Origin of the sequence: Flavobacterium sp. CF136 (assembly GCF_000282055.1) — a bacterium.
Lineage (GTDB): Bacteria > Bacteroidota > Bacteroidia > Flavobacteriales > Flavobacteriaceae > Flavobacterium.
In genome coordinates this window covers 1-21,350 of sequence record NZ_AKJZ01000018.1, presented here as the reverse complement: position 1 = coordinate 21,350, position 21,350 = coordinate 1, and the positions used below count along the sequence as shown (strand labels likewise).

General features: G+C 34.7%; 10 protein-coding genes. All 10 read left to right on the top strand.

Annotation, left to right across the window (positions count from 1 at the left end; all coding sequences use genetic code 11):
• Positions 1–45 precede the first annotated feature (45 nt).
• The 10 genes from PMI10_RS07840 (at position 46) to PMI10_RS07795 (ending at position 21,247) form a co-directional block, all read left to right on the top strand.
• A complete protein-coding gene (locus PMI10_RS07840) occupies positions 46–3,057 on the top strand; it encodes a SusC/RagA family TonB-linked outer membrane protein (protein ID WP_007806438.1) in 3,012 nt (1,003 codons plus the stop codon).
• Between the two features lie 19 nt (positions 3,058–3,076).
• Entirely contained in the window at positions 3,077–4,693 is a 1,617-nt protein-coding gene (locus PMI10_RS07835) for a RagB/SusD family nutrient uptake outer membrane protein (RefSeq protein WP_007806436.1), read from the top strand.
• Between the two features lie 371 nt (positions 4,694–5,064).
• Complete coding sequence (locus tag PMI10_RS07830) at positions 5,065–7,377, top strand: GH92 family glycosyl hydrolase (protein ID WP_007806435.1); 2,313 nt, start codon at positions 5,065–5,067, stop codon at positions 7,375–7,377.
• 261 nt (positions 7,378–7,638) lie between these two features.
• Complete coding sequence (locus PMI10_RS07825; protein WP_007806433.1) at positions 7,639–9,915, top strand: GH92 family glycosyl hydrolase; 2,277 nt, start codon at positions 7,639–7,641, stop codon at positions 9,913–9,915.
• A gap of 7 nt (positions 9,916–9,922) precedes the next feature.
• Complete coding sequence (locus PMI10_RS07820) at positions 9,923–10,489, top strand: hypothetical protein (protein WP_007806430.1); 567 nt, start codon at positions 9,923–9,925, stop codon at positions 10,487–10,489.
• 228 nt (positions 10,490–10,717) lie between these two features.
• Positions 10,718–12,514 carry a hypothetical protein gene (locus PMI10_RS07815; RefSeq protein ID WP_007806428.1) on the top strand — a complete coding sequence of 599 codons (1,797 nt, stop codon included), beginning with the start codon at positions 10,718–10,720 and terminating at the stop codon, positions 12,512–12,514.
• An 85-nt stretch (positions 12,515–12,599) separates the two neighbouring features.
• Complete coding sequence (locus PMI10_RS07810; protein ID WP_007806427.1) at positions 12,600–13,451, top strand: DUF4861 family protein; 852 nt, start codon at positions 12,600–12,602, stop codon at positions 13,449–13,451.
• Between the two features lie 81 nt (positions 13,452–13,532).
• Entirely contained in the window at positions 13,533–15,119 is a 1,587-nt protein-coding gene (locus tag PMI10_RS07805; protein WP_007806425.1) for a glycoside hydrolase family 28 protein, read from the top strand.
• Between the two features lie 206 nt (positions 15,120–15,325).
• Complete coding sequence (locus PMI10_RS07800) at positions 15,326–17,155, top strand: metallophosphoesterase family protein (RefSeq protein WP_035631570.1); 1,830 nt, start codon at positions 15,326–15,328, stop codon at positions 17,153–17,155.
• Between the two features lie 51 nt (positions 17,156–17,206).
• Positions 17,207–21,247 carry a hybrid sensor histidine kinase/response regulator gene (locus tag PMI10_RS07795; RefSeq protein WP_007806421.1) on the top strand — a complete coding sequence of 1,347 codons (4,041 nt, stop codon included), beginning with the start codon at positions 17,207–17,209 and terminating at the stop codon, positions 21,245–21,247.
• The last annotated feature ends 103 nt before the right edge of the window (positions 21,248–21,350 follow it).

Sequence of the window (21,350 nt, the reverse complement as noted above, 5' to 3'; positions counted from 1 at the left end):
TGTTAATTTCGTCCTAACTATATTAACCAATTTAACTAATTAAACATGGAAAAACTTAAACTTTTATTATTAGCCTTTTTTCTTGGCTTCTCAATTAATACATGGGCACAAAAAACAGATGTGACCGGTATAGTTTCAGATGAGAAGGGTATACCATTACCCGCTGCCAATATACTCGAAAAGGGTACGAACAAAAGTGTCGTAACAGATTTTGACGGGAAATTTAAAATGAGTGTTTCAAACAAAAATGCTGTATTGGTAATTTCCTATATTGGATTTCAGGACCTGACTCTCAAATTAGAGGAATCAAAAACCAATTATTCAATTAAATTGTCTCCTACTACTACTGCTTTAGAACAAGTTGTAGTGGTTGGTTATGGAAAAGGCACCCGTAAAAACCTAACCACTGCTGTAACTTCAATTAAAGCTGAAGAATTAAATAAAGGAGCAATTAGTGATGTAGGACAGTTGCTGCAAGGTAAGGTTTCGGGTCTGAACATTTCATCAAGTGGAGATCCTACAAGATCAGCTTCAGTAGTTTTGCGTGGAGTTTCAACGTTAAACAGTTCTCAGGGGCCATTTTATGTAGTAGATGGAATTCCGGGGGTTGACATTTCGGTTATTTCACCAGATGATATCGCAACTATTGATGTATTGAAAGATGCTGCTGCAACTGCAATTTATGGTAACCGTGCTGCCAATGGGGTTATTATGGTTACTACAAAAAAAGGTAGTAAAGACAGAACTCAAATCTCTTATAATGGTTATTTTGGTTATGAGCATGTTACAAATCAGCTTGATATGATGGATGCTAATCAACTTAGGGCGTTTACTGCCAAAAACAATTTAAATTTCACTCCTGAAAATGATAAAGGGGCTAATACAAATTGGCAGAAAGAAATTTTAAGATCAGGAGGGGCAGCTTCAAGCAGTCATAACATATCAATGAGCGGAGGTGGTGAACATGGTAATTATACAGCAAGTTTAACTTCTCTTAATAAGGAAGGAGTTCTTATGAAAAGTGATTTTTCGCGTGTGATTGCCCGTTTATCTGTTGAGCAATATGCCTTTGATGATAAAGTTAAATTTGGTTTGAATGTTACCAACTCAAGCAGCAAATATACCAATGTGCCTCAGCGTAATGCAGTGCTTTTGCAATCTGTAAGTTATCTTCCGGTTTCTCCGGTAAAAAATCCTGATGGAACTTTTTTCGAAAATTTTGTTAGTCCGGGATATTTTAATCCGGTGGCTATGATTGAGCATGGAACTGATGAGACAAAAGCAAATAATCTTGTCGGCAGCCTTACTACTGAAGTAAAACTTCCTTTTGGATTTACGTATAACTTAAACGTTGCACATCAAAAATTAACTGCAACACATGGAGAATTTTATGATAGCTATTATTCGAAATATAATAGTGCAAACTTCTACAATAATCCAGATCCGCCTCAAACAAGAGGACTTGTAAATTTTGGAGTAAATGGTTCAGCATTAAGAAATTCTTATGAGAATACTAATAATATTATTGAGAGTTTTTTAACCTGGGACAAGACTTTAGGGAGTCATAAAATAAAAGCTGTTTTAGGATATTCATGGCAGGAAAATATCTTAGGAGACGGATTTCAGGCTACAGCAACTAATTTTCCAGTAGATAATGTAGGCTATAATAACCTTGCTTTAAGCAATTATACTTCAGTGAATGGTTATGTAGTAAATTTTGGAGATAGCAGAGCCTATCAAAAAACACGTTTGATCTCAGAGTTTGGACGTTTAAACTACAATTATAAAGATAAATACCTTTTGCAGGGAACAATCAGAAGAGATGGAGGTTCAGTATTCGGAGCAAATAATCGTTGGGGGTATTTTCCTTCTGTAGGAGCTGCATGGAGAGTTGACAAAGAAGGTTTTATGCAGGATCAAAAACTTTTTAGTGACTTAAAATTCCGTGCGAGTTATGGAGTAACAGGAAATTCATCAGGATTTAATGCTTATACAGCTCAGTTTATTTCAGGAAGTTTAGGAACTTTTTATTATAACGGACAACAAATAGGAGCTTATGGCCCTAATCAGGCAGCAAACCCGGATTTGAAATGGGAAAAAACAGCTACCACAAATATAGGTGTTGATTTTGCCATATTGAACGGAAAAGTAACGGCTTCTGTTGATCTATATGACAAGAAAACGACTGACATGATTTTTAATTATGCTGTAAGCCCTGTACTTGTACCAGTAGGAACTATTGTAGCTAATGGTGGAACTATGTCTAATAAAGGGATTGAGGTTAGTTTGGGCGCTACACCTGTAAAAACTGCGAATTTTACCTGGTCAACCAATTTGAACTTTTCAAGCAACAAGAATGAGATTGTTAAATTGACGAACCCTTTCTTTATAGGTGGAGATTCTATCCGTAGAGTACAGCCTGATGGAGGAGGACAAACAGGCAGCACTTTGCAAATTTTTAAAGAAGGAAAACCTCTTGGGCAGTTCTTTACACTTAAATATGCAGGAAAAAATGCTAGCGGTGTTTCTCAATATTATGATAAAAATGGCAACCTGACAACTACACCTCTTATAGGAGTTGATTACCATTATGCAGGAAGTGCACAGCCAAAAGTATTATTAGGGTGGGGAAATAATTTTCAATACAAGAAATTTGATTTGAGTATTTTCTTCAGAGGAGTGTTTGGCAATAAAATTTTCAATGCTACCCGTGCCGATTTATTCAGGCCTAGTACCGCAATGACCAATAATATTTTAGTTGATGCAGAAAATGAATCACCAGCCGATTTGAACTCTTATAAATATTCGTCACGTTTTATAGAAGACGGCAGTTATATCCGATTAGATAATATGACATTGGGTTATGATTTTGGCAGAGTGGGCAAATACATCCAAAAAATACGTATTTATGAAACGATAAATAATGTGTTTGTTATTACCAAGTATTCAGGAATTGATCCGGAAGTAGAGCAAGGAGGTACTGCTCCAGGTGTAGACTCGAATAATTTCTATCCAAAAACCAGAACTTTTATGTTTGGTTTAAATGTGATATTCTAAAAATTAAATTGTAAAAATTATGAAAAAGATATTAAAATATTTAGGGCTTCCAATACTTTTGGTTGGTTTGTTTTGGTCTTGTGAAGATCTTGATGTGCCAATTACGACACAACTGACACCGGATGTATTCCCTCAGAACTCAACACAGTATATTCAGACCACAGGGCCTGTTTATTCGGCTTTTCGCGGTGATTTTTCATTTTCATGGTGGTGGTCACAATCATTATCTACAGATGAAGCCATTATGCCTGCAAGAGGAGGTAACTGGTTTGATAACAGAAACTATATTGCTATGCATTATCATGACTGGACGCCGGATAATGGTATAATAAGCAGTCTTTGGGACTGGTCGTCTAAAGTGATAGGGATTAGCAATCAGACAATTTCAATTTTGGATCAGGCAATGCCTGAAGGTTCAGAAAAATCAACTTTAATTTCTGAAGTAAAAACCATGCGCGCTATATCGTATTATATGCTGATGGACAGTTATGGAGATGTACCATTAGATACGGTATATGGGGATTTTAGTTCTCACGCTAAATCCAGCAGAACAGAGGTTTTTAATTTCATTGAGAAAGAGTTAAAAAAAGCAATTCCTAACTTAAATCCGGCATCAGGAATTACAACTTACGGCAGACCAAACAAGCAAACGGCAAATGCCCTGCTTGCAAAATTGTATCTGAATGCAGAAGTGTATACCGGAACGCAGCGTTACAATGATGCTATAGCAGCTTGTGACCAGGTAATTAATTCAGGATTATATAACATTGAACCAAGAGCGACTTATCTTCAAATGTTTTATCCAACCAATGGACCGGCAATGAAAGAATTTATTTTTGCAGTTCCTTACGATCCTTCAGCTGTAACTGTAGGTTTCAATGGGCAGATGTATCATTCACGTTATGATGTGCCGCGTTCAGAAAGAACAAAGTTTGGTCTGGCTTTTACGCCTAGTGCACCAAGAAGTACGCTGCCTGAATTTTATGCTAATTTTAATGACGCCAATGATATTCGTAATAATCAATGGTTAACTGGTCTGCAATATATGAATGACGGTGTTACACCTGTAATGGTTACTACAACAAAGAAAGGATACGATCAGTTTTATACTGGTTCTGATGGAAGTGCCGCCTATACATATCAGGTAAATTTAACACCGGATATTATTCTTCGTCAAAGTCAGGCCTTATTTGATTGTGGAAATGATGAGATTGCCTGGAATATGGGATACAGAAATATTAAATTTTATCCTGATAAGAGTTCAACAAGCCGTAATCAAAATAATGACGTGCCATTTTTACGTTATTCAGACGTAATCCTGATGAAAGCAGAAGCAATTCTTCGTGGTGGCAGTGAAACTTTAGGTCAGACTGCTCTTTCATTAGTAAATATGGTTCGTTCTAACCGTACTACTTCTGCTGCATGGACCAGTGTGACTTTAGAAGAACTTTACAAAGAAAGATCTCGTGAATTTGCACAGGAAGCATGGCATAGAAACGATATGATCCGATTTGGTAAATATGAAGGCTCATGGGGATTCAAAACAAATTCTGAAACCTATCGTCGTGTTTTCCCGATTCCTACTAATGCTTTGGTTTTAAATCCTGCTTTAGTTCAGACTACAGGATATAATTAGGATGAAATTAATTTAAAAATACATTACACATTACACATTGATTTTAATTTTAAAAAGGAGAGGAAGATCGAGTTTCTTCTCCTTTTTTCTTAAAAAAGTAGTAAGACCGATTTTGAAAATTTTACATTTTTACATTTGAATATAAGCCTTTTTTGCCCCCGGACTAATTATAAAGAATGGCAGGATATAACGCAGAAACATGATAAATACATTGTCTTCTGTAATATTCATGCCGGTTGAATTTCCTGAGAAATGAAAAAGAATATTTCTCAGGCAGATTCTTCCATAAATATCTTTTAGAATTAATTGATTAGTATGAAATCAATTCAGCATACACAAATTGTCAGCCCCTGTCAATATAAATAGAATAGATGAAATTAGATAAAATTTATAAAATTGGACACATTGGAATAAGTTTAGCCCTTATTTTTTTAGTGTCATGTAAAACCGAAAAAAGTACTTCTTTTAAAAAAAAGGAGGCAGCAGATATGGTGTATCCTTTGCTCGATACCGAAAATTCAAGATGGTTTTTCTTTTCATCGGCAAGTCGTCCGTTTGGTATGGTGAATTTAAATCCGGATACTGAAATTAAAGGTGATTGGGGAGGCGGATACAAATATACAACGGATACAATAAAAGGTTTTAGTCATATTCATGAATGGCAGATGTCCGGGGTTTCTGTGATGCCGGTAACAATTTCAAAGGAAAATGAAGCAACTATTTTTACAGATTTTTATTCTAAATTCAGTCATGAAACAGAAAAAATAACTCCCGGATACCATTTGCTAAAATTGGACAGATACCAAATAACTGCAGAATTAACCAGTACCAAAAGAGTCGGTTTTCATAGATATACTTTTCCGGCTAATGCGCAAAAAGGGATTCTTTTCAATCTAAATACAATTCTCGGGCCATGCGAAAATACAAATGGCATATTAGAAAAGAATAACGATTATGAACTTTCAGGATCATTAGTATTAAGCACTAATTTCAGACGTCCAAAACCATTAACCGTATTTTTTAAAATTAAACTTAATGAGCCTGTTACCTCGATAGAGCAAAATACCGGTACAGGCAATTATTTAATTAATTTTGGTAAATCGGATAAAAAAATATTAATGAAGGTGGGCATTTCATATACTTCAATTGGAAATGCAGCTATTAATATTGAAAAAGAATTACCACATTGGGATTTTGATAAAGTAGTTACCGAATCAAAAAATGAATGGAATAATTTGTTGGGCAGGATTAAAGTTGAAGGAGGAACAGAAACAGATCAAAGACGATTCTATACAGATCTTTGGCATGCTTTGCAGGGAAGAAAAATGATTAGTGATGCAAATGGTGCCTATCCTGATAACACAGGAGAAAAATTTAGAATTGGACAATTGCCTCTGAATGCAAACGGTAAACCAAAATTCAATCATTACAATTCTGATGCGTTTTGGGGAGCTCAATGGACAATAAATACCCTTTGGGGACTTGTTTATCCTGAAATTATGGAAGAATTCGTATGGTCATTAATGCAATATTATAAAGATGGCGGAATGATTCCACGTGGTCCTTCCGGAGGTAATGACACCTATGTTATGACCGGAGCTTCAACCACACCTTTTATTGTCAGCGCTATTCAAAAAGGAATAATCCAAGAAGATTTAGAAGCTATTTATATCGCACTGAAAAAAAACCATATGCTAAACGGTATTATGGGAAAAGCCGGATATGAACATAATACAGATAGCGGAGGAGGATTGAAATATTATTTAGAAAACGGCTTTGTTCCTTATCCGCTTCCCGATGGTGAATTTGGAAGTCATCAGGATGGAACCAGTCAGACCTTAGAATATGCTTATCAGGATTGGACCCTGGCACAATTGGCTAAAAAATTAAATCACGAAGAAGACTACAATTATTTTATGGTCAGATCTAAAAATTATCAGAACGTTTTTGATAAAACAACCGGATGGATGCGCCCGAAAAATATTGAAGGGAAATGGGGTGAAAATTTTGATCCGTATCAATATGAAAATGGTTTTATAGAGTCGAATGCAGCACAATCAACATGGTTTGTACCTCATGATATTGATGGTCTGGCGGAATTAATGGGCGGAAAAGAAAAAGCTGCAGCAAAATTAAACACTCAGTTTGAAACTGCTCAAAAATTAAAATTCACTTCCGGAACCTCTCATGATGCTGAGCTGCATCCGGAGTTTAGCCGTATTCCGATAAACTTTGGGAATCAGCCTTCCATGGAAACATCCAATATTTTTAATTTACTGGGAAGACCGGATTTAACACAATATTGGACCAGAAATGTAGTAAAAGAAACTTTTAGCGGATTATCTCCTGCAACAGGTTATAATGGAGATGAAGATCAGGGATTAATGGGAAGCCTGAATGTATTGCTTAAAATTGGTTTGTTCCAAATGAATGGAGGTACAGATGAAAATCCGGTATACCAGATAGGAAGCCCTATATTTAACAAAGTCTCTATTCAATTAAATCCAAAATATTATCCGGGTAAAAATTTTGTTATTAGCGCCAGTAATAACAGTGCTGAAAATATTTATATCAATGAAATAAAATATAACAATACTCCTGTAGAAAAGTTCAGTATTTCTCATAAAGAAATTACAAACGGAGGGGAATTAATTTTAGAAATGTCTAATACGCCAAAGCAGTAATACAGTATAATCTGTTTAAAAGTTTAACTTAAAATTTTTAACACATAGAATCATAGTTTAAAATAGAAAAAGTAAAAGGCGTTTCACTTAATCTAAATACATATAGCTATGTGAAAGAAATAGGTTTCTCTTTTAAACTCTTTTTTGCACTGAGAAAATCTATGTTTCTAACTTGCACTGAGCGGAGTCGAAGTGTGTTAAAATATATTTCACAATGGCTCATCTTTAACAAAATCAAATACTAAAGAAATAAAATAAGCAATGAAAATATATACTAAGATTATAATTTTTTTAGGAATATCGTTATGCTGCACTATTAAGATCAATGCCCAGAATCAGCTTCATAATTATGTAGATCCCATGATTGGATCTGAAGGGGATGGTCGGGTTTTTGTAGGTCCTTCCTGTCCTTATGGAATGGTAAAACCAAGTCCGGATTGTACAGTAAGTCCAAATAGCGGCTGGCTGCCATTGCCAAAAGAAGTAACAGGATTTAGTCAGGTTCATGTTAGCGGAACCGGTGGTGGTCCTAAATATGGAAACATTCAGATTATGCCTTTTTCAGGAACATTGGATAAATTGGACCAAACATCATACAGAGAAAAAGAAAACGTAAAGTTGGGTTACTATGAGACGGTTTTTAAAGAAAATCAGATAAAAACTGAAATAACCACTGCTGAAAAAGTATCTTTTTATCGCATTACGTATCCTGAAAATACATCCAAAAATTTAAAAATTGACCCGGGATTTTTTCTGGGAGAAAATCCTGAACCTAATGCAAGAGAAGCACAGCAATTTGTAGGTTCTCAAATAGAAATTGTTTCAGATACTGAAGTTAGGGGATATAGCAGAATCAGAGGCGGATGGAATAACGGCCGTGCTTATACCGTTTACTTTTGGGCTACTTTTGATCAGCCAATTGCTAAATATGTTACCTGGAAAGACGGGAAATTTTACTCCAATCAAGCTGCTCAGTTTGATTCAGGAAAGAAAACAGCAGCACTGCTTTCTTTTGGCAAAGAAGGAAAACAGGAATTAAATGTTAAAATTGGGATCTCTTTTTTGAGTGAATTAAAAGCAAAAAATAATATTGAAGTTGAAATTCCACATTGGGATTTTAATACGGTTTTATCGTCCTTAGAAAATAAATGGGAACAGTTATTAAGCCGTATTAAACTTTCACCGGATACTTCTGAAGAGTATAAAAAAATGTTTTACACCGGTTTGTATCACACTATGATAATGCCGGTAAACAGAACAGGAGAAAACCCGTTATGGACTAATGATGAACCATATTATGATGATTTTTATTGTATTTGGGACACTTTTAGAAGTTCGAGCCCTTTAATTACGCTAATTGATCCTAAGCGTCAGGTAGAAATTGTCAATGCTTTATTGAATATTTATAAACGTGAAGGTTATTTGCCGGAAGGCAGAAGCGGCAATGATAATGGCCGTACGCAAGGAGGTTCTAATGCTGAGGTTGTCCTTGCCGATGCTTTTGTAAAAAACTTGAAAGGGATAGATTATGAATTAGCATTAAAAGCCATGCTGAAGGATGCTGAAGTACCACCGGGAGGCAATGAAGAAAAAGAAGGCAGAGGCGGATTATTGGATTACTTGCGCTTAGGTTATGTACCGTTTGGCACAGACCGCGCAGGAAACCGTACCATGGATTATGCGTACAACGATTATAATATTGCTACCGTTGCCAAAGGTCTGAATCATACCGCTATTTATGACAGGTATATAAAACAATCAGAATATTGGAAAAATTTATGGCGCGACGATTATGAAAACAACGGTGCAAAAGGATTTATTATGCCTAAAGATGCATCCGGTAATTGGTTGGATGATGTTGTTTTCGGGGAATCAAAAATTCAGAAGCCGACCTATAAATATACACCAACAATAACAGAATCTCCTTGGTATGTGTGTCATTGGTGCGTATTTTTTTATGAAGGAACTTCCTGGGAATATTCGTTAAGTGTCCCTCATGATATTCCGGCAATTGTTGCTAAATCCGGCGGAGATTTGGCTTTTAAAAACAGACTGGATACTTTTTTTGATACTAAATTATATGACGTTTCAAACGAACCTTCTTTTTTGGCTCCTACCATGTATCACTGGATCGGAAAACCGTATTTAAGCAGTGACAGAATTAGAGCCATTATTAAAGAAAATTTCAATACTTCACGAGAAGGTTTGCCGGGCAATGACGATTCCGGTGCGATGTCTTCGTGGCTGGCTTTTCATATGATGGGATTGTACCCAAATGCGGGTCAGCCCTATTATTTATTGAATGCGCCGTTAATTAAGGAAATAACTTTACAGTTTGAAGAAGGTAAAAGTTTTAAAATTACCGCTAAAAAGATGAGTGATAAAAATAAATACATCAAATCAGCTTTATTAAACGGAAAACCATACGACAAATCTTGGATTTTACACGAAGATATTGTTAAAGGAGGAGAATTGATTTTCGAAATGGATTCAAAACCTTCGGCTTGGGGAACTACTATTTTACCACCAACAAAATAAGCAACCGATGAAAAATACAATTTTAACCATCCTTTTTTGTGGAATATTTCAAATGGTGACCGCACAAAACTATATTCCCACAATTAAAAACAATACCGAATTACATTATATCTGCAAGCTGCATGGCCAGACAAGAACTTTAACGCTAACCACTAAAATTGCTTATGATAAGTTGGTGTTTGATCTCGACACAAGAGGTGTAAAAAGCAGTATTGTAATCTTGCCCGAAGCATTGAAAAATGGTACTGAATTAAGTTATAACCAAGGCGAATTTGCACCGGTTCTGAACTTAAAACCTACAGAAACTTTTTTTATGATTTCGCAATCAGCTTATCAGGATTTATTAAAAAACGACAAGTTCATTTATAACAATACAACGTATGTTTTAGATAAAAATGAAGATAAAAATGGTGCTGTAATAGATGGAAAATCAATAGACGCTTTGCACGTCATCGCTCAGATTGATGAAACCGAAATGTGGATTGTAAAAAATCCGGAGTATCCTCTTATTTGTAAAATAACTAAAAATCCATTAGGCATAAATTGGACATTAGTAAAAATAGTAGATAAGTAATATATAACCATTGGTAACCTCTTTCCTCCCAAGTGTCACCCTGAGCGGAGTCGAATCACAAAGTTTTGATGGGATTTAGGGTCTTAATTTGGTAACGTCATTTAATATGCTTTTTTGTAAAAAAAAATAAGCCTAGAACTGACGAAAAATTATTATCAAAAACTAATTGCCACATAACTTTTGTAAGCGAACCATTTTATTAAGTTGAAATCAGCAAAAAATATCCATATGAAACATCAGATGAGCCGTGGAAAATTTATCAAACTAGGAGGCCTGACATTAGCAGGAGCTTTGGTTAGTAATGTTGTTTTTGCAAATGATCTGTTATCAAACAACAGCACTGCTAAAGAAGATACTGAATTAATGAAAAAGCTCATTTTAAATAATGACGCCAAAGTTAAAAGCATATTGAACAGGGCACCGCTTGATCCGGCTATCAAACTTAACAGTTTTCGGGGTGTCGCAAGTTCGATAACAATTATGACTGCTTCAATGTCCAATTCGGGATCAGAATATTATAAGTCAAAAGTTTTGGCTGAAAAAATGAATGAAGCCATAGATGTTTTATTGAAAGAACAATATAGTGACGGTACGCTAGACGCCGGAGGAAACAGGCAATCTCCACCGGATACCGCTTTTATTTTAGAATATATATGTCCGGCAGCTGCTATATTAAAAAGTAATAAACAAGCTGATTTAGTACAGTTGAAAGATAAATTGAAAAAATTTATTCTGAATGCAGGTGAAGCTATGGTAACCGGAGGCGTTCATACTCCAAATCACAGATGGGTTATTTGTGCTGCATTGGCAAATATCAATTCCCTGTATCCGGATGTCAGATATGTTCGAAGAATTGATGAATGGCTGGCAGAAGGAATTTACATTAATCAGGACGGGCATTATTCAGAACGTAGCGGAATCTACTCTGCGGTTATTGATAAAGCATTAATTACGATGGCCAGATTATTAAACAGGCCTCAGCTATTGGATATCGTTCAAAAAAATCTGACGACCTATTTTTATTATACAGAACCAAACGGTGATTTGGTTACTGTTGATTCTAAAAGACAGGATCAGTTTATGAATTTAAAAGTCACGAACTTTTATTTACAGTATCGCTATATGGCAATCCGCACCCATAATCCAATGTTTGCGTATATGGCAGATACTATCGAAAATCTTCCCGAATTCACCAATGATATTTTATCAAATTCGCTGGCATTTTTTATGGAAAATGATGAGCTTCGAAAACAAATTCCTATTGAAGGAAAAGTTGCAAATGATTTTGAAAAGTTTTTTGCAATTTCAAATCTGGCAAGAATCAGACGGGGAAAAACTTCGGTAACACTATTTGGCGGTAATGACAAACCTGTAATGATTGTTTCCGGAAGGTCCTCAAACCCTAACTTTTTAATGTATCGAAAAGGAGATGCGATACTAAAATACATGCGGCTTTCTACTTCGTTTTTCAGGATGGGATATTTTAGCAGCGACGGTATTGTGAAAGAAGGAAATAAATACATACTTAAAGAAACGAAAGAAGCAGATTATTACCAGCCTCTTGCCGAAGAATTTCGCAAAGCTGATGGTGATTATAAATTATCCGAATCACCGGATGGGCGATTTTGGAATAAAATGGACTTTGATTCCAGAGCTAAAAGCAATGTAAAAAAACAAGTTACGGTAATCGAAATCACTGAAGACAATGGAACGCTGAATTTAGATTTTAAAGTGGACGGGCCTCCAAATGTTGAAGTAACTATCGAAATGTGTTTTAAGGAAGGAAGCAACATAACCGGAGCAACATTGGATGAAAAAAAGAACTATTTCCTTAAATCCGGATTTGGAGCGCTTTCTGCGGGAACTGATACCATACAATTTGGACCTGGAAAAGGTGAACATCTTAACATAGAAAATCTGGATAGTGAAGAATATACGTATCATCAGGGTAGTTTGCGTACAAATGGAGAGCATGTCTATATTACGGGATTTACGCCTTTTTATCACAAAATGACGATTTCTTGATAAATCAGGTAATTCTTAGTGCATTGTTTGAAAGGTTGTTTTAATTTTACGATAATTAAAATTTAATCTATAAATAATTGAAATTATGAAATTATCATTTATTACCGCTTTGTTGTTTTGTTGTACATGTTTTGCACAAAATAATACAGACACAAGTTTGTATATGAAGTCCGATAAAATTACTTATTTGACTGATATAGGTTCAGAATCAGGAGATTTATATCAAACAATCGGACATCACGGACCTGCAGTCGAAAACGAGTGGATGGCATTGAGAATTTATTTTAGTGATAAAGTGGCTATAGACGTTTATTCTAAAGCAAAACCGGGTTTAGAGCTGAAAAAAGCGCATTGGTACCCAACTCCGGAACAACAAAAAGAAGGATGGGGAGCGGATTATTATAAAGTTGCATCAACAGTAGGTTTAGGAGGAGTAAAACTTTGGGACGGAGAAAAAGTAGTTCCGTTGAATCCGGTATCGAATCGTTTGGCCCGTGTTGGAAAAACAGACACTACTTCATGGATGGAAATGATTTCAAGAGGAGTTCCTTACAAAGGGAAAAAAGTAGATATTTTAGTTCGTGTTACCGTATTTTCAGGAAAAAGAGAAGCTAAAGTTGAAGCTGTTAGTTTAACCGGAGAAAAAGTACAATTTGTTACCGGAATAAATTATTTTAAGGATTTCCAAACAAAAAAAGGAGCAAATTATATTGCTGTATGGGGAAAACATCCTGAAGACGTAGCTGCAGAAGTTGTCGAAATTGGTGCGGCAATAATGTACAATCCAAAAGATTATGTAAAAAATAACGATGATGGAACACAATATTTGTTAATCTCAAAACCAACTAAAAATTTAGAAACAAAAATCATATCTTCAAGTGCAAGGGAAGAAGAACTAAATACTTTGGATAAATTAGAAGCTTACATAAAAAAGTAAGATTATTTGAAATTTATACCAATTAAGGAGCAGTTTTAGTTTAATATATTTTTGTTTGAATTGTAAAATAGTAAAAATAAAATGTCAAAAATTAAACTGAAACTGTTTTTTACAACCTTATTGGTCAGTCTTTTTTTATTTGGTTTTAAATGTCAGGCACAAAAAATAATCAAATCTCAAAAGGAGTTTCTGATTACAGAATATGGTTCAAAAGCAGATGGAAAAACGATTAATACAATCGCTATTCAAAAAGCAATTGATGCTGCTTTTAAAAATAAAGGAGGACGTGTGATTTTTCCTAAAGGCAAATTTTTGTCGGGAAGTATTATTTTGAAAAGTAATGTAACTTTATATTTTGAAGAAGGATCGGTATTGTTGGGAAGTACAAATCCTAAAGATTATGTGAATATGGCTTTTGAAGGAAGACCCATTTCGCCAAAAAACGATGACAACTCCCAGATGGCTTTGATTTTAGCACATAAAGCAAATAACATCGCATTGAAGGGAAAAGGGACAATTGATGGTCAGGGTTTAAAACTGGCTTTGAATATTGACAGTCTTCATCATGCTGGTGTTTCCATAGATCCAAAATATAGCCTCCGCAGAAACAGGCCAAACGAAACCATGAGACCCAAATTGTTTCGTTTTTCACAATGCGATACTGTATTAGTCGAAGGGTTAAAGGCTGGAGAAGCTTCCTGTTGGGGATTGTCTTTTGAATTATGCACGAATCTTACACTGGATAATCTTAAAATAGTAAACCGCTCCTATTGGAACAACGATGGAATAGATATTACGGATTGTAAAAATGTCAAAGTTGTCAATTGCGATATAAACGCTGCAGATGACGGAATTTGTTTAAAATCGTACTATCCGGGATATTATAATGATTCCGTTTATATTGCCAGTTGTACCATTAGATCGAGTGCCAGCGCAATAAAATTTGGCACAGCTTCCTTTGGAGGATTTAAAAATGTGACGATTAAAGATATTAAGGTCTATGATACTTTTCGATCCGCAATTGCCATAGAATCTGTTGATGGCGGGATTATAGAAAACATCGATGTTTCAAACATACAAGCCGTAAATACAGGGAATGCTGTTTTCATACGTTTAGGACAACGAAGTGGTGATAAACCGGGAAGCATAAAAAACGTACACCTGAAAAACATAAAAGTACAAGTGCCATTTGGTCGTCCGGATAGCAATTATGATTTAAGAGGACCGGAAGTTGATTTTTTCCATAATCCTTTTCCCTCTTCAATTGTAGGTTTGGAAGGTCATGCTGTTGAAAATGTAATCCTCGAAAACATTGAAATAAATTATCCCGGAAGAGCTACAAAAGGAATGGCATATATTTCGTTATCGCGATTGAATCAGGTACCGGAAGCAGCAAAAGATTATCCTGAATTTTCTATGTTTGGAGAATTGCCGGCTTATGGTTTTTATGTGAGACATGTCAACGGAATTAGCATGAAAAATATTAAACTAATACTGAATGATTCCGACTTTAGACCCGCATTTGTATTTGATGATGTTCAAAACTTAAAACTGGAAGGCATAGATTTTCCGAAAGAAAAGCAAAAACAACTTATCTTTAAGGATGTAATTTCATCAACATTGGAGGATCAGCTATTAGGACAAAAAATAGAAATTAAGAGTAAGTAATCTAGACCTTTAAAAAATATTAAAAACAAAACTTTTAGGTGTAATTCAAAATAGGTGTCAGGCTGAGCGGAGTTGAAGCCCTTTCTATCTAAAAAGCCTTCGACTAAGTTTATCCTGAGCGAAGTCGAATGGGTTCAGGATGACATTGATTTCTGAAAACATTTTATTTTTATTAAATTTCATCCAGGATGTTAAAACAAAATTATATGCTAAGAGTATCGGGTTTATTACTGCTATTACTTTCTTTTAGTGCCTGTAAAGCGCAACAAACAGAAAAGAAGTCTTCTCTGCAAATTGCGTTTATTGCCGATGTTCATTTACAGGATATTTTTGCAAGATTTCAGGATAATGACTATCAGGGAATTAAAAATCCGGTAACAGGAGAGTATGCCAATATTAGGACTATGAATTCACAATTGCATTCCACCAGGATTTTTAATGAAAATTATTTTGCCTTTTTAGAAGCCTTAAATGACATTGCAAAAAGAGGAATCAGACAAGTGGTACTTCCGGGGGATTTTAGTGATGACGGACAGCCTGTGCATGTACGCGGATTGAGGAAAATATTAAACGAGTACTCAAAAAAACACGGCATGTCATTTTTTGTCACAACAGGAAATCATGATGTGGTAAAACCCTTTTCGCAAGAAGCGACCAAAACTGATTTTTTGGGTAAAGACGGAAAAGAACAAATTATCAGTAGTTCTAAAACGAATTTGAAACAGCAGGAAAATCAACTGGAACCCATTATTACATCCGATATAAAAAACTGGGGGTATAAAGAGACACTGAATGAAATGGCTGATTTTGGATTTTTTCCACAAAAAAACTATTTGTATTGGGAAACTCCTTTTTCAGGCTATAATTATGAAAGCTATACTTATGATAAAGCTTTAAAAGAATCTGCATTAGAAAAAAGAACTTATGCGGTTAAAAACACCAATTTATTTCTTCCGGATGCCAGTTATCTGGTTGAGCCAATTAAAGGGGTCTGGCTCTTGGCAATAGATGCCAATGCGTATGTTCCGAACCAAAAATTATCAGGTCTGCCCAATGATCCACATGATTTTTCAGGAGCAAGTACGGGTTATAACAATGTCCTTATTTATAAAAATCATTTAATAAACTGGGTGAAAAAGGTTTCGGCGGAAGCCAGACAAAAAGGTAAAATACTAATCGCTTTCAGCCATTATCCAATGGTAGATTTTAATGATGATGCATCACCCGAATTAAAATTGCTGTTTGGTTCTGATAAAATGCAATTGCAGCGAGTACCCAATGAAGAGGTAGCCCGGACATTTGCAGATGCAGGTATTCAGATTCATTTTGGCGGACACATGCATATTAATGATACAGGAGTCCGAACAACTGCAAATGGCAATACCTTATTTAATATTCAGACACCTTCTCTGGCTGCTTATATGCCGGCTTATAAAATACTTACGATTCATTCTGATACTGAAGTTGAGATTGAAACTGTAGTAGTAAGCAAGGTTTCTAAATTTAATAGTTTATTTCCTTTTTACAAGGAAGAATATACCCATTTGCAAGATATAAAAAGCCCTGATATTTGGAATAAAGAGATTCTGAAAGCTAAAGATTATGAGGATTTTACAAGATGGCATTTAAAAGAATTAGTGCGTCTTCGGTTTTTGCCTGAAGATTTTCCGGTTGAATTTTTAAAATCCATTGAAAATCTTTCCGGTAAAGAACTATTGCAAACCAATAAAAATACTTCAGATATTGAAAAACAATTATTATTTAATAACTTAACAATACAGAATTTCGAATCATGGACCGGTTTTGATATGATATTCGATTTTTACAGATTAAAAAATGCAGATGAATTAGCTATTCCGGAAATAGGTATTAACAGGTTGAAACAATATAAAATGGTCTGCGAACAGTTAGAAAAATCGAATGATAATAAGTTGGTTTTATGGTCAAAAATATTTCTAAAAACCATGAATGGAAAACCGTCAAATCATTTTAAAATCAATTTAAAAACGAACCGGATTGATCGAATCAATCCTTAAAATAATGTTTACTTATTTAAAAACAGTACATTACATTGATAATTCATTATTATGAAACAGAATCCTTTTATATTATTTTTTTGTTTAGTAACTTTTTATTATTCTCATTCACAGAATATAAAATTTACACATTATAATGACAATAATGGATTGTCGCATAATTCTGTCAGACATATAGTTCAGGACAAAAAAGGGTTTTTATGGTTGGGAACTTTCTCAGGATTGAATCGTTTTGACGGGTATCAGTTTAAAAACTATATGAGTTATTCTCCTGGTACGAATAAATTGTACAATGATGACATAACAGCATTGGAACTGGATGAAGCATCAAACAACTTATGGATAGGTACCAGAAAAGGATTGACTCTTTTTAAATTAGATACTCAGGTTTTTACCACTTTTTTTTCCAAAAAAGATGATCCCAATAGCCTGCCGGAAGAAGAGATTCGGTCGGTTTATGTAGACAAATTCAAAAGAGTCTGGGTAGGCACTAAAACTAAAGGTGTTTATCTGTTTTTTTTGAAGGAAAACAGATTTGAGAAGATTCCAATCAGGGGTTTTGATTATGTAAAAGAAATTTTTGAAGATAAAAAAGGGAATATCTGGATTGGGAGTTATGAAAAAGGATCAGTGGCAAAAATTACCATGGACGCCAAAGGAGCTATTGTGAAAATTAATGACTATACGCTTTTTGTTCCTAATTCTAATGCAAAGAATCCGTATGTTAATTTTATTTATGAAGACGCCAAGTCAGATATTTTTGTGGGAACGCGTCAGGGACTTTATAAATTGGATAAAAAAACCGATCAATTTGTAAACTTATATATTGAAAACAAAGAGATTAGAGGGAGTTTAGGTCCGTATTTTTTATCGGTTGCCCAAGCTCAGGATGGTAAATATTGGGTGGGTACTTTAGGAGGATTACTGGTGTGCAAGCATCTGGAAGATATTCCGAAAGGAGATTACAAATGGTATTATTCCGTATTATCAGAAGATACGTCCATAGTTGATAATCTGGTTTCTGCATTATATTTTGACGCCTCCGGAGTGCTATGGATAGGAACAGAAGACGGACTGGATAAATTTGATCCATACGAAAATCAGTTTATGCTCAATAAAGACATATCCCATCACATAGGCAATCAGGCTCCGCGTATAAGAGGTTTTGCTAAAACATTTGATGGAAAAGTAATTGTAGCAACCAGTCATAATGGACTTTTTATCTCTAATGCCAAAGGTTTTATGCGACTGTATAATAATGATAAGGATGTCGCCAGTATTTATTCGGATGATGGAAAGATTTTTTATTGTGGTCTTTGGAACGGTAATTTGATGGTGTATAATTATGTGACTAATTCTTCAAAAGAAATCAATCTGGGGTTTGAATCCTCGGCAGTATTTGCTTTTTGCAAAATTGGACCGGAGACAATGATGGTAGGTTCTTTTGGGGAAGGGGCTGTTATGATAAACACCAATACCTTAGAAGTTCAAGCTTCGAAAGGCAAATTATTGCCCGGTTTTCAGATCAATGCTATCGAAAAAGATATTAAAAACAATGTTTGGTTTGCCACAGAAACAGGTGTGGTGAGATATAACAATACATCAGGCAAAATAGAAACTTATAAGTCACTTTCTAAAAAAGAAAATGGGGTGCCGTATGATGATAACGTCAGTGATGTTATGATCGATAAAAACGGAAAAATATGGGCTTCTACCCGTTATGGCCTATGTGTTTATGAACCTTCAAAAAACAATTTCAAAACAATTTCAAATTTTAAGGAACTCTCCGGAAAATGGATTACCGACATGTTATCAGACACTAACGGGAATTTATGGTTAAACATAAACAACAATAGTATTGCCTGGGTGAATGCCAATTTAAAAGAGATTAATATATATCATGTAAATAGCGGAAACAGATTGGATGTTTTTAGCTCCAGCGGTTTTTTTAATTTTAACAATTCTAATATTTATTTGGGAGGTAAAAACGGTGTTATTTCTTTTTCACCCCATACAATGAAAAGAAATAAATGGTCCCCTTTACCAATTATTTCAGAATTTAAAGTTCAGAACGAAGAGGTATTCCCGGAAATGGAGATCAACGGTCAGGTTCCTCTTTTAAATGATTTGAATTATGGTAAAAAAGTAGAACTCAGCTATAAAAACCGCAATTTTTCGCTTCAGTTTTCGACTCCGTCATTTGCAAACGAGAAGCTTAACAAGTTTCAGTATATGCTGGAGGGGTTTGATAAACAATGGATTACTGTTAATAGTAACTCAAGATTTGTTCAGTATACCAATCTTTACCCCGGTAAATATGTGTTTAAAATAAGATCCAGTAACAGTGACGGGTATTGGAGTAAGATAGTTTCCTATCAAATAAGGATTCTTCCTCCTTTTTGGTTAACGCCAATTGCGTTTTTAATAATTTTTGTACTGTTGTCCGGTATTTTTTATTTTATCAGAAAAGAGATTAAAAACCGTATCCGTCTAAAACAGGAATTGCTTACCGAAAAAGTAAACAGGGAGCATGATGTTAAACTGAATAATGAAAAACTCCGGTTTTTTACCAACATTTCACATGAGTTAAGGACTCCGTTAACGCTTATTTTAGGTCCTGCAAAGCAATTATTGGATGAAAACAATGTTAATGCAACTGAGTATGAAAAAAGCAGATACAATCTTATTTATCAAAATGCCAGCAGATTATTAAACCTGGTAAATCAGGTACTGGACTTTAGAAAAGCACAATCTGGGGAATTAAAACTTAAAGTTTCAAAAACAGATATTCTGGCTTATTCAAAAAATATTTTTGATTCTTATAAGGAGATGGCCTATAATAAGAAGATCAAATTAAATTTTATTTCAGAAGCCGAAAATATTAATGGCTGGATAGATAATGATAAATATGATAAGATTCTTTACAACCTGCTGTCTAATGCCTTAAAATTTACAAATAAATACGGAAACGTAGATTTGTTTCTCAGGCTCAAAGATGGGGTTGAAGGAATATTGGTCATTGAAGTCAGTGATGATGGGATAGGAATTCCTTTAAAAAGCCAGGAAAAAATCTTCAAACGATTTTATCAGGCAACAAACAGTAAAGAAAATAATACCGGATCCGGTATTGGTTTATCATTAGTAAAATCATTAGTGGCAATTCATAAAGGATCAATAACAGTAGAAAGTACTCCGGGAAAAGGGAGTACATTCCGGGTTGAAATTCCAATAGACCGTACTTCTTATGATAGTAAAGAAGTATTTGAATATGCTTTGAAAAATGATAACCTAAGTATGCTTATTCCGGAAAAATCGGCAAAAAAAATAATTCAGAACACAGAGTTAAAAGAAAAAGTACTGGTTATTGAAGACAATATGGAACTTAGAAAATATCTGGTTGATTATTTGTCTGATTACTACAAGGTTTACGATGCCGAAAATGGAGAGGAAGGCCTGAAAATCTGCCGACAGATTAAACCTATATTATGTGTTGCCGATGTCATGATGCCGGTTATGGATGGACTGGAATTTTGCAAAGAACTAAAAAATGATGAGTTTATCAGCCATATCCCCGTTGTTTTGTTAACCGCACTTGCAGAAAACACAGATAAGGTAAAAGGATATGAAACAGGAGCCGATGGTTATTTAGTGAAACCTTTTGAACCTTCGTTATTAAAAACAGTAATCGAAAATATTATTAAATCAAGATCAGATCTGAAATTAAAATTCTCCGGTGAAGTAGAAAGCAAAATAAGCCTGCTTACCCATTCTCCAATTGATGAGGAATTTATGCAAAAAATTACAGGTTTAATAAATGATAACTTAAGTGAATTGGATTTGTCAACAGAGTTTTTATGTGATAAACTAGGTGTAAGCTCTTCTAAATTATACAGAAAAATTAAAGAATTGACGGATCTGGCCCCCAATGAATTTATCAGGACCATACGTTTAAAAAAATCGGCAGAACTGCTGAAAACAAAAAAATATAATGTTTCTGAAGTGACAGATTTAGTAGGATTCAATGATCCTTTATATTTTAGCAGATGCTTTAAAAAACAGTTTGGTTTCCCGCCAAGTAAGCTGATTAATTAAAAACAATTCTCCACAGTTTGTCATTTCGACCTTTTGGGAGAAATCACACAAGCATTGAACGTACTATTGTAGAATACTGGATGTGATTTCTCCTTCGTCGAAA